Source organism: Bifidobacterium callitrichidarum, assembly GCF_003129905.1.
Classification (GTDB): Bacteria; Actinomycetota; Actinomycetes; order Actinomycetales; family Bifidobacteriaceae; genus Bifidobacterium; species Bifidobacterium callitrichidarum.
On the sequence record NZ_QFFM01000012.1, the window covers coordinates 17449 to 26446 of the forward strand.

Annotated in this window: 16 protein-coding genes; 2 read left to right on the forward strand and 14 right to left on the reverse strand. The window is 60.8% G+C overall.

Translation table 11 applies throughout. From position 1 onward, the window contains the following. Nucleotides 1-184 precede the first annotated feature (184 nt). The 9 genes from DF196_RS06555 to DF196_RS13680 form a co-directional block, all read right to left on the reverse strand. On the reverse strand, nucleotides 185-556 hold the full coding sequence (locus tag DF196_RS06555) for a hypothetical protein (RefSeq protein WP_109057060.1): 372 nt from the start codon (nucleotides 554-556) through the stop codon (nucleotides 185-187). After that, a complete protein-coding gene (locus DF196_RS06560; protein WP_109057061.1) occupies nucleotides 553-1371 on the reverse strand; it encodes a hypothetical protein in 819 nt (272 codons plus the stop codon). The genes DF196_RS06555 and DF196_RS06560 overlap by 4 nt, the downstream gene beginning before the upstream one ends. Then, nucleotides 1368-2441 carry an ATP-grasp domain-containing protein gene (locus tag DF196_RS06565; RefSeq protein WP_158276284.1) on the reverse strand — a complete coding sequence of 358 codons (1074 nt, stop codon included), beginning with the start codon at nucleotides 2439-2441 and terminating at the stop codon, nucleotides 1368-1370. The genes DF196_RS06560 and DF196_RS06565 overlap by 4 nt, the downstream gene beginning before the upstream one ends. Next, nucleotides 2438-2866, reverse strand: a complete 429-nt coding sequence (locus DF196_RS06570) for a hypothetical protein (RefSeq protein WP_109057062.1) — start codon at nucleotides 2864-2866, stop codon at nucleotides 2438-2440. The genes DF196_RS06565 and DF196_RS06570 overlap by 4 nt, the downstream gene beginning before the upstream one ends. Beyond that, nucleotides 2863-3543: a metallophosphoesterase gene (locus DF196_RS06575; RefSeq protein ID WP_109057063.1), complete on the reverse strand. Its 681-nt coding sequence runs from the start codon at nucleotides 3541-3543 to the stop codon at nucleotides 2863-2865. Before DF196_RS06575 ends, DF196_RS06570 begins: the two co-directional genes overlap by 4 nt. Further along, complete coding sequence (locus tag DF196_RS06580) at nucleotides 3540-3932, reverse strand: hypothetical protein (RefSeq protein ID WP_109057064.1); 393 nt, start codon at nucleotides 3930-3932, stop codon at nucleotides 3540-3542. The genes DF196_RS06575 and DF196_RS06580 overlap by 4 nt, the downstream gene beginning before the upstream one ends. A gap of 13 nt (nucleotides 3933-3945) precedes the next feature. Continuing rightward, the gene (locus tag DF196_RS06585; protein ID WP_109057065.1) at nucleotides 3946-4227 is read right to left on the reverse strand and encodes a hypothetical protein; all 282 of its coding nucleotides are present in this window, start codon (nucleotides 4225-4227) and stop codon (nucleotides 3946-3948) included. Nucleotides 4228-4460: 233 nt separating this feature from the next. After that, nucleotides 4461-5246, reverse strand: a complete 786-nt coding sequence (locus tag DF196_RS13675; RefSeq protein ID WP_338323322.1) for an RNA-guided endonuclease TnpB family protein — start codon at nucleotides 5244-5246, stop codon at nucleotides 4461-4463. Then, on the reverse strand, nucleotides 5149-5730 hold the full coding sequence (locus tag DF196_RS13680; RefSeq protein WP_206603784.1) for a hypothetical protein: 582 nt from the start codon (nucleotides 5728-5730) through the stop codon (nucleotides 5149-5151). Before DF196_RS13680 ends, DF196_RS13675 begins: the two co-directional genes overlap by 98 nt. 125 nt (nucleotides 5731-5855) lie before the next feature. Between DF196_RS13680 and DF196_RS06595 the strand changes: the two genes are divergently transcribed. Next, on the forward strand, nucleotides 5856-6164 hold the full coding sequence (locus tag DF196_RS06595) for a hypothetical protein (protein ID WP_109057066.1): 309 nt from the start codon (nucleotides 5856-5858) through the stop codon (nucleotides 6162-6164). An 85-nt stretch (nucleotides 6165-6249) separates the two neighbouring features. On the opposite strand, the gene DF196_RS06600 is transcribed toward DF196_RS06595, so the two are convergent. Beyond that, entirely contained in the window at nucleotides 6250-6558 is a 309-nt protein-coding gene (locus DF196_RS06600; protein WP_146194719.1) for a helix-turn-helix domain-containing protein, read from the reverse strand. Between the two features lie 23 nt (nucleotides 6559-6581). Further along, on the reverse strand, nucleotides 6582-6941 hold the full coding sequence (locus DF196_RS06605; protein WP_193852566.1) for a nucleoside triphosphate pyrophosphohydrolase family protein: 360 nt from the start codon (nucleotides 6939-6941) through the stop codon (nucleotides 6582-6584). A gap of 166 nt (nucleotides 6942-7107) precedes the next feature. On the opposite strand from DF196_RS06605, the gene DF196_RS06610 reads away from it, so the two are divergent. Continuing rightward, nucleotides 7108-7728, forward strand: a complete 621-nt coding sequence (locus DF196_RS06610; RefSeq protein WP_146194720.1) for a hypothetical protein — start codon at nucleotides 7108-7110, stop codon at nucleotides 7726-7728. Here DF196_RS06610 and DF196_RS06615 read toward each other — a convergent pair. From DF196_RS06615 to DF196_RS06625, 3 genes are all read right to left on the reverse strand, one after another. Then, entirely contained in the window at nucleotides 7713-8297 is a 585-nt protein-coding gene (locus tag DF196_RS06615; protein ID WP_109057069.1) for a GNAT family N-acetyltransferase, read from the reverse strand. The genes DF196_RS06610 and DF196_RS06615 overlap by 16 nt on opposite strands. Then, nucleotides 8272-8460 carry a hypothetical protein gene (locus DF196_RS13455; RefSeq protein ID WP_109057070.1) on the reverse strand — a complete coding sequence of 63 codons (189 nt, stop codon included), beginning with the start codon at nucleotides 8458-8460 and terminating at the stop codon, nucleotides 8272-8274. Before DF196_RS13455 ends, DF196_RS06615 begins: the two co-directional genes overlap by 26 nt. An 81-nt stretch (nucleotides 8461-8541) precedes the next feature. Then, on the reverse strand, nucleotides 8542-8991 hold the full coding sequence (locus tag DF196_RS06625; protein ID WP_109057071.1) for a hypothetical protein: 450 nt from the start codon (nucleotides 8989-8991) through the stop codon (nucleotides 8542-8544). Nucleotides 8992-8998 lie beyond the last annotated feature (7 nt).

Below are 8998 nucleotides of genomic sequence, written 5' to 3' on the forward strand. Positions count from 1 at the left end.
GGCTGGTGGTGTGGTTGTGGTTATGCATGTGCGTGCTCCTTCTCCCTTGTTGTGGGGTTGCTCTGTGTTCGGGTTTGAAAACCCGACTTAACGTGTGGACATTTTCAGAGTAGCACCATATTGGGTGAGACACGCGGAGAACAAAAACCGAAGAACCCCGGCCGCGAGCATCAGGCGTATCCGCTCACGGTCTCGCTCTTTTCGCGAATGGAGGCCGCATACTCCCCGAATCACGTTTCACGTCAAGGAGCAGCCACATGATTCCGCCGACGAAGACGGTCACGGCCGCAACCCAGACGACGGCGACAAGCCAAGGCCGGTCGGCAACGGCCGAGCCGACAGTCACCGCGATGGACGAATCCCACTGATCAAGCGGATACCAGACGGCAAACAGGGCGGACAGGATGAGATGCGGCCAGCGAATCCGATGTTTGACGACCATGGTCAGGATGAGGCATACGGCGAGCGAAAGCGCCAGCCAATGCGACACCCATAGTGATGCTCCCGCGACGTCCCGCGCGATTCCACCGATAGTGGCCGGATCGGCGGCGCTCATGCGAGCCTCCCCCATTCGGCGGCCAGCGTCTCCGGATCCGAATAGGTGCGTCCCTCCCATTCGAGGCCCGTGACGTGCCCGTCCGTGTCGCGGACGACGGTCGCGCCCGTCCGCGGGCCGTCCGCGCCGCGTTGCGCCTCGACGCGCATGAGGCGGCCGTCCGCGGCCTTCCGCGTCCAGATCGTCCAGTCGGGGAACGGCAGCCCGTCGCGCATGATGCCGATGACATGCTCGGTTTCCGTCATGCGTTCGAAATCGCGTTTCGCGGCTTCGGTCGCATACCGGTAGACGTCGCCGCGGCGACGCAGCGCCGTCGGCTGCAGCGAGTCGACAAGCGTCCCGTCCCAGTCGTCGTGACGGATGACGACCGGGTGATCCGGGCTGAATCCGCCGGCCAGATGCCGGACGACCCATGTGGTCGGCAGGCGGTCCAGGTCGGGGAAGCCGTAGACCGTGTCCGTGCGTAGGCCGTCAGGGGACGTGGGCGGGTCGATGTCCTCCATGGCGACAGGGCCGAATATGGCGACCCTGACCTTCGGGTCCGGATCATCCTCGAACAGGCAGGAGAGCCGGTCGCGCAGGTAATCGTCTTCGGCAATGGCGCGCTTCGCCGTCAAGGGCATGGTGCGCGGGTCGTCGAGCAGGCCGGTCGCGTATCCGAAGCCGGCACCGGTCAGGGTCGGGACGTCCCGGACGTATTCGATATAGTCGCGCTCCTCCAACGGCCGGCACGCCGCGGCCGTGCCGACCGACCGACCGACGTCGAGCCGCAGGCGGAACAGCAGCAGATACGAGTCACGGGTCATGGACTTCATATGTTCTCCTCCATGTCGGTTATGGGCCCGTCCACGAGCCTGGACAGCAGGCCGAAGGCGGGCGCGTCGTCGGGTATCGAGTACTCTTCGGGATGCCGGTTCACCGCGTCGAGCAGGATGTCCATGTCGAGGGCGTAGAGGCCGGCGTTCGTCTGGCTGTTGAGTTCGATGACGTGCGGCCGTCCGTCGTCTCCCACGTATAGGTCGATCACGTACGGGCCGGTCACGTCACTGGCGATGGTTTTGGCTACTTCGCGCGCGTATTCCGCGTACAGTTCGACGATCGGCGGATGGGACTCGATGCTCCCGTCGTTGCGGATCTCCTCCATGCGCGGATCGAACCGCTCACCCCGGTTGTCGGCTGGCGTATACCGTTCGATGCAGCCGGCACCACACACGACCTCCCCGCCGATCACGTGGATGCGATACTCCCAGCGCATGCGCACCCGCTGTTGGACGAGGATCGCATCCGGCTCGCCCTCCCAGGAGAACGCGCCACCGTTCCACGTCCACAAGTCGAATGGGATACGGCGGGCCGGAGCGTCCGGTTCGAACGGATCCACATGCATGAACATGCCATCCGAATCAATGAACGCGGGAGGACAGTATTTCGGCTTCGCCGCGAACTTCACCACCACACCATCACCCGGATGCGCGACCAACATGGCCTTGACTGCCCCGTCCACGGATTCCTTGGAACAGGCGGCGAGCGCCACGTCGCGTCCCAGGTAGGGGCGTAGTGAGGTGAAGTCGGCGTATTGGTCGGCGTTGGATCGTTGGGCGAGTAGTTGGTCCAAGGTTGGATGGTATGGGATGGTTCCGTAGTGGGGCATGCGCATCATTTCGGGGTCGTTCTTGTAGGAGCGGCCTGTGATGCGGACGGTGGGGTTGTCCAATAGGCGTGTGGATGCTTCCAGTCGGGCTGCCTGTTCCACCCATTTCTCCCGGTCGCCGCCGGCCGGGGTAGGTTCTCCCACGTATTTGCGCCATACATCCGTGTAACGGTTGGGGATGCCGGTCATGTCGTCGGGCGCTTTGACAGGGATGACGTCGATGAGCCAATCGTTCATGAGGTTTCCTCCTCTGGGATGGTTTCGGCGGGGTTGATTGTGGGGATTCGGTTGTGGCGGAGCCATGCGTCGGCCAGCCGGTTCAATAAATCGGTTTCGGTGGCGAAACCATATCGAGTGCGGTCGAGTCGGCAGGCGAGCGCTATACCATCATTGTCCGCGAGACGGAACACTGGCCCGGTCGGGTCGATGATCAGCGCCCGGTCGTCGTCGGCAGCATACAGGTCGATCAGTCCAGCCGACTCCACGACCTGCAGGTCGTGACGGCATGCGAAGCGTTTCACCATGACCGTCAAACGGTAGTTTCGTTGGAAGCGTGCCTCCATGCGCGTCGTGTCGTCGTCGGTGAACCGGTAGGCGAGGGTGATGCGACGGGCCTTGCGTAAACCGTCCATGTCGTGTGTGGCTTCGGTTGGTTCGCTCATGCGTGCTCCTTGTCGGAGTATCGTTCCGCCTCTTTCGGATCGAACAATGGGGCCAGCTCCTCCAATGCGACGGGGCGACGCCAAGCGTCCCAACCGATGTGGATTTGCGTGTATCCGCCGGGTCGGCCGTCGAAGTCGAATACATGCCGGTTATGCGTGTGCCCGTGCAAAAGGGTTTCGTGCGGGTTGCCGGTCCACACTGGCGCATCCTTGGCGAGTTTGAGACTGGTGGCGTTCGTCGCCTGCTCGGGGATCACACTGCCATCCATGAGATGCCGCCATTGGAAATGGCTGAGAATCAACTGACGCCCATCGTCAAGATAGATGCGCCCCTGACAGGCGATCTCCCCAAACAACGGGTACAGCTCCGTGAAAATGGCCCCGTTGGAGCGGGTCTCGTGGTTGCCGAGGATGAGATGCCGACGCTTCACCGGCACATTCAACCGCGCCAGATTCTCCACGGCGATATCCATACTGCGACGTGAACCCGAGCTCACGTCACCGAGGATATACAACTCATCCGCCTTACCCGCATGCGCGTTGATCACATCCAACACGCGCCGGTCATGCGCGGCGGACAACGCCCAATCCTCACGATCAGGCTCCACATGTCCCGCACGGATGCCGGCGACGAACGGATGCCCGAAATGCAAGTCCGAAGTGAAATAGACAGTCATGCCACAACCTCCTTCATGGCTTCGCACGCCTCACGGGCCAGTTTCAACGTTTCCCGGTACACGTCCTCGAACGTGCGCTGCTCGATGCGCGGCTCGGGCAGACCATGCTCAAGACAGAACAGGCGGATGTCATCATCCATGTCATGCCCGTCCAAGGTGATCACCGAATCATGCAAATGCATCATGTCGAAGCCGATCCAGCCGTCCTCATCGGGGCCGTAGGTGATGCCGCCGTGCACGCGGGTCGGGATCTCCCAATCCTCCATGTCACGCCACGGATGTTCCTCCGGAAGGTTCACGTATCCGTTCCATGCGAAGAAATCCGGGTGTGCGGCGATACGCCACATGATGTCCTCGTACAGGCCCTCGCGGACCGCATTCGTCAGCATGGCACTCCCCTTCTCACATGTTCGCGACCGTGATGACGGCGGCCGGATCGTAGTCGTCCATGCCGGCGCCGATGACCGGGAACATGGCGACGAACGACCCCTTGCGCTCGTAGAGTGTTTCGAAGGCGTGCGCGACCATTGCCGCGTCCGCATGTCGCACCGCGTGAACTACGCGATGGTCGGGGCATGTGGTCGTCTGCGCCTTCTCGTCGAAACGGTACAGGCGCTTCCCGTTGGCCGCGTCGACTGCGTCCACGAAGCCGTCGCCCACGAAAATGTTGATGGTGTTGCTCATGGTTGTTCTCCTCTCCTGTTGACGATGTTTTTTCGTCTGTTTTGTTTTGCTCTATCTATTTTGTGTGGACGTTTACAGTATATATGTTTTGGAAGAACGACACGCCGCAAAACAAAAACCACGCCAAACTGAAAACCGCGACACGCCGAAGCGCCGGAACCACCGACTTGTCCGGTTGTACCAATCAGAGGTTCGGAAGAGCCGAACCCAAACAGAAAGGAACCGCCGTCAACTTACCTCGCCCTTACGGACGAGGCTTGTCCCTGTCCAGCAGTAGTCATGGTCGACTCCCCTTTGGGGTGTCTCCTGCCTTTGGTACCTCGATTGGAGGCTGACGGAACATCATGGGATCGTTGACTGGACCCCTCCATGTCCGGCTTGCCGGATATGGATTCCAACACGGTCATGTAACCGCGTTGGCGTATGTTCATGGCGGCTATCCTGTCGTCGTTGGATTGGTAGCCGCAGTTCGCGCAAACGTATTCGTGCCGGGTTTTCTTTCGGTTGGCTTTCCTGACCTGCCCGCAGATGGGGCATGCCTGGCTGGTGTAGGCGGGGTCGATCAGTACGACCGTATGCCCGTTGAGCCGGGCCTTGTATTCGATCAGCTGGCGCAACTGGTGGAACGCCCAGGACACTTGCACGTAGCGGCGGCTTTTCCGGACCCGTTCCGTGGTTTCGCGGATGCCCGTGAGGTCTTCGAGCACGATGAGCGTCGGCTGCTTGCATTGGTTGACGAGTGCCTTGGCGACCTGATGGTTCAGGTCACGCATCCAACGGTTTTCTCGATGGCCGATTGCGTTGAGCCGTTTCCTCGCGCTGCGGGTGCCGCGTTTCTGCAGACTGGTTCGGAGCGCCTGGTATTGCGCGCGTTTCTGTATCACCTCCTTCCCGTTGAAGAATCGGGTGACACCGTAACTGTCATAGCTTACGGCGAGGAATCGCATGCCCAGGTCGACGCCCATGATGTTCCTGGGTGTCTGCTGGTCGGGGATGGTGAGCGTGATGGGCAGGAACAGGAGCCATTTGCCGTTGCGGGGGGATGAGCCGCGCGGTCCCGTAGACGCCTTTCCTCCGGTTCTCGGGGATGTGCGTCCAGTCGACGGGCAGTTTGATCCGTCCTTGGAGCGTGTTCAGGCTCAACCGGCCGTCCTTGAGGAGCGAATAGTCGCGGTTCCATACGAGGTCGTAGCCGGCGGACGTGTATCTGGGGGCGTGTCTGGTGTTCCAGGGGCTTCCCTGGTTTTCCCGGATGGTCCGGTAGTTGCTGATCACGCGGATGATGGCCGACTGGGCCATCTGCGCGCCCAACCCGTACCTGCTGCGGTTCTCCCGGTAGGTGAGCTGGTTCAGTTCCTTCTGTTTGAGCGTCCTGTGCTTGCGTGCGGTCCGGCTGACCAGGTCGCAGGCGTGCAGGTATGCCTCGCAGGTGCGGGTGAGGAGGCTGGCTTGTTCAGGGGATGGTTGGAGGAGGAGCGTGTAGGTGAGCGTGATCTCGGCCAACGGTCTCCTCCTTCCATTCCACGAAGAATCTTCAATTACCATTATCATTATATCATGTTATTGAAAGAAAGGGGATGCGCTCCTCCCCGCCCTCACGGATGAGGTCTCCGCGCTAACAAAAAAGGATGAACGGCATCAACAACATCAAGCTCGACTACAACATCGCGGACATGTACGCCCTCATCGCCAAGCAGCACGACCTCGTCGTCGCCAACCAGCTCTTCAACCAGCTCATCGAGGAAGGCGAATCCCCGCTCAACGTTATCTTCTGCGCATCCCTCGGCCTCTACGATTACTTCGAGGAAGGCTTTGACCTGTGGGATGATATCTTCAACCGTCTTGAAAACCGCTTCGAGTACCATCGCGACGACTGCGTGCTGGCCGCCGTGTTCCTCGAACTGGTCGTCATCGACGCACACCAGTCCGGGGACTGATCATTATTTAATCAACATGTTGTTCATTTAGTCAACAAACGTTAAATGAACAACATGTTGATTGTTTAGGCTTCCGAATCGACCGCTAATCGATTACCGCGCCATCCACGGCCGACCTGACAACTATATGAACGTTTAAGCCAACGGCCCTCGCATAATCAAACAAAGTGTCGGCTATATCTGTGACGCCTTCCTCGATGTCCTGCACCTCGCCGGGGGTGACGGCCATGCGTTTGGCGACGGCTTCAATCGTGTACTGTTCCGGCTTGCCGGTGGCTTCCGCATTATGCTTCCGGCAGGCGGACAGTTTCCTGATCAGCTCGACTTCCTCCCCGACCAAGGCGGTACCCGCGTCCAGCTCGTCGAAGCCGGCCTCAGTGAAATCCATTTCCATGAAATGCTCCAGATCCCGCACTTTTACATGCGTCCTCTCGCCCGGTTCCTCTCAAGGCACGCCTGCATCGCGTCCGTGATCTCCTCGTCGGTGATGTCGTAGGCGACGGCGAGGTTGGCGAGGGTCTGGAGCACGTCCGCGTATTCGGACAGCATCGCCTCCCGTCGCGCCGGCCTGTCCGTGTCCGACGATTTCAGCCAGTCCTTCGACGCCTCGGTGAGTTCGGCGGCCTCCTCCAGGGTCTTGACGGCCAGCCACTTGTCGCGTTCGAGACGCCCGAAGCTCGCGACCGGCGGGAACGTGACGGCCCGTCCGGTGCGGACGACGGGCGACGGGGCGCCGCCGGTCGGCTTCCAGGGTTTCATCGGCGTGGGTTCGGTCATGATCGGTTCGGCTCCTTCCGGGCTCGGATGCTGTCCGTCGTCAAGCGTAGTCGTGTCGGACGGCGGCCGGATGCGCGGAGGTATGCGTCGGGAACGCCACGACGGTGGCCGTCCGATGAAAACGCCGCGCCACCCTCCGTTCACCTCGAAGCAGCAGAATGAAGACGTGAGAACGGAAACGGATTGGATGCGGGGCGACGAACGGCTCGCCCGCAGGGTGTGGCTGCGCCGCCGCGGCCATTGGATCCTGTTCACCTTGGCGGCGGTGTCGGTCTCCATGGGCGTGGCCGGCCTGATCCTCGCGCCGCTCGACGACTGGATGAAACGGTCCACCCACGGCGATCCGCCGTTCGACGTGGGCATGGTCGTGGTCGTCCTCGTACCGACCGCCGCCGTCCTGTACGCGGCATCCTACCTGCTTTGGCGGCTTCGCGGCCGTCCGGAGCATCTGCTCGCCGCTTCCACCAAGGGGTGGCCGGTCCGTCCGGTCGCGTTCCCGGACTCGAAAGACGATGACGGCGATTCGGTCAGGGCCGACATCGAATACATCCTGTTCACCCAGGATGCGGACCGGACGTTCGCCGTGCCGCTGCGGGCGGGCTCCGGCACGCGCACCGGCGTCGTCACGGTGCGCGACGGGCGCATCCGGCTCGACGAAGTGCGCGACGTGCCCGCCCGCCGGCTGCGGCCAGCCGACGGGCGGAACGTATGGCTGGAGGACGGACTGGAATACGACGACGACTCGGACGCGCTACTCGTCATAGGGAGGACTCAGCCGGTTTCGTGAAGAACGGCGGAATCCCAGACAGGGGAATTCGTCGGAAGAAAATACTCAAGATAGCGTCCTTCGATTCTGCGGCCATCACCCGGCTCAGCGAATCCGAAACGTTCAAATAATCTTCGTGATTCCGTATTCCGGTAATCGATGAGGGCGCTGGTTTCTCTGCTGAACCCTTTGATTTTTGCGTTTTCAGAGATGAACTTGAGAGCGTGGGCCAATAGCTTACCGCCAATCCCATGTTCGCGTTCATCTAGACGTCTGGCGATGTATGCGATGTAATAACCGCCATCCCCGTGAGATAGCTCCACCCAACAGATACCAAGAATGCGGTAATAATCACATTCCTCATCGCTTTCCACGTAGAGGATAACTTGATGATTGGACGGGTCATACCAGACGGGTGACGTGATGAGGAAATCTTCCACCTCCGACTGCCAGCGGTAAGCCCAATACCCGAATCGCGATTCGGCGGCATCTGGAACTGGATTAGCGAAATGCTCAGCGCATCTGAAATCGCCGAACACATCGGAAAAACGGGAATCTCCGATATCAGTCCATTCTCTGATGGGATTCATCCACGGACCGCCGAATCGAAGCCAACGAAGGCATGGTGTCGAGACGACGTTCGGCCCTGGCCCTGCGAGCCATACGGCTCATATCGACGATGGTGGGGATTCCGTTTTCACGGAAGTAGCGAGCCTGCTCCTCTTTGGTCATACTCGCGAGCACGGAATTCATAATCCGACACCTCCTTCCAATGAATTCGATTATCAGTCTTTCATGCTAATTCTATATCGGCGATATCACATCGCGGATGACTTAATCGGCAACATTCACGTTCTCCCCCAGCAGTCCGCCAATCGTCGCGTCGACGTCATCGAACGCCGTGCGGATCCGATGCCATGCGGCGGTGCGGCGGGCGCGTTCGTCCGCATCCGCGCATTCGAGTCCGCCTATGGTGGAGGTCAGTTCGGCGGCGAGCCGCGTGGCGCGTGTCCTAGCGTCCACGAGGTGTTCGCGCACCACAGCCTCACTCCGGACGGCACCCTCGTAGTCGTTGACCGACAGGCGGACGACCGACTCGACCTCGGGCCGCAGGGTCACGTGCCCGTTGTCCGCATCCTCGAAGACCGGAATCGAATCGACGGTCAGCAAATCACCGTACGCGCGCAACAGGCCGGTCAGACGCCGGCCCGAAATAGTGACGCGCACCGGCTGACAGACGAGCCGGTCGAATGACATCGAATCCCACCAATTAGCCTCGGACATGACGCGA

Bases quoted from the DNA above. Each gene is read 5' to 3' on its own strand.
- DF196_RS06625 (WP_109057071.1), bottom strand. From the start codon at position 8,991: ATGTCCGAGGCTAATTGGTGGGATTCGATGTCATTCGACCGGCTCGTC.
- DF196_RS06585 (WP_109057065.1), bottom strand. From the start codon at position 4,227: ATGAGCAACACCATCAACATTTTCGTGGGCGACGGCTTCGTGGACGCA.
- DF196_RS06560 (WP_109057061.1), bottom strand. From the start codon at position 1,371: ATGAAGTCCATGACCCGTGACTCGTATCTGCTGCTGTTCCGCCTGCGG.
- DF196_RS06565 (WP_158276284.1), bottom strand. From the start codon at position 2,441: ATGAACGATTGGCTCATCGACGTCATCCCTGTCAAAGCGCCCGACGAC.
- DF196_RS06605 (WP_193852566.1), bottom strand. From the start codon at position 6,941: ATGACCGAACCCACGCCGATGAAACCCTGGAAGCCGACCGGCGGCGCC.
- DF196_RS06615 (WP_109057069.1), bottom strand. From the start codon at position 8,297: ATGAATCCCATCAGAGAATGGACTGATATCGGAGATTCCCGTTTTTCC.
- DF196_RS06595 (WP_109057066.1), top strand. From the start codon at position 5,856: ATGAACGGCATCAACAACATCAAGCTCGACTACAACATCGCGGACATG.
- DF196_RS13455 (WP_109057070.1), bottom strand. From the start codon at position 8,460: ATGAATTCCGTGCTCGCGAGTATGACCAAAGAGGAGCAGGCTCGCTAC.
- DF196_RS06580 (WP_109057064.1), bottom strand. From the start codon at position 3,932: ATGCTGACGAATGCGGTCCGCGAGGGCCTGTACGAGGACATCATGTGG.
- DF196_RS06575 (WP_109057063.1), bottom strand. From the start codon at position 3,543: ATGACTGTCTATTTCACTTCGGACTTGCATTTCGGGCATCCGTTCGTC.
- DF196_RS06555 (WP_109057060.1), bottom strand. From the start codon at position 556: ATGAGCGCCGCCGATCCGGCCACTATCGGTGGAATCGCGCGGGACGTC.
- DF196_RS06600 (WP_146194719.1), bottom strand. From the start codon at position 6,558: ATGGAAATGGATTTCACTGAGGCCGGCTTCGACGAGCTGGACGCGGGT.
- DF196_RS06570 (WP_109057062.1), bottom strand. From the start codon at position 2,866: ATGAGCGAACCAACCGAAGCCACACACGACATGGACGGTTTACGCAAG.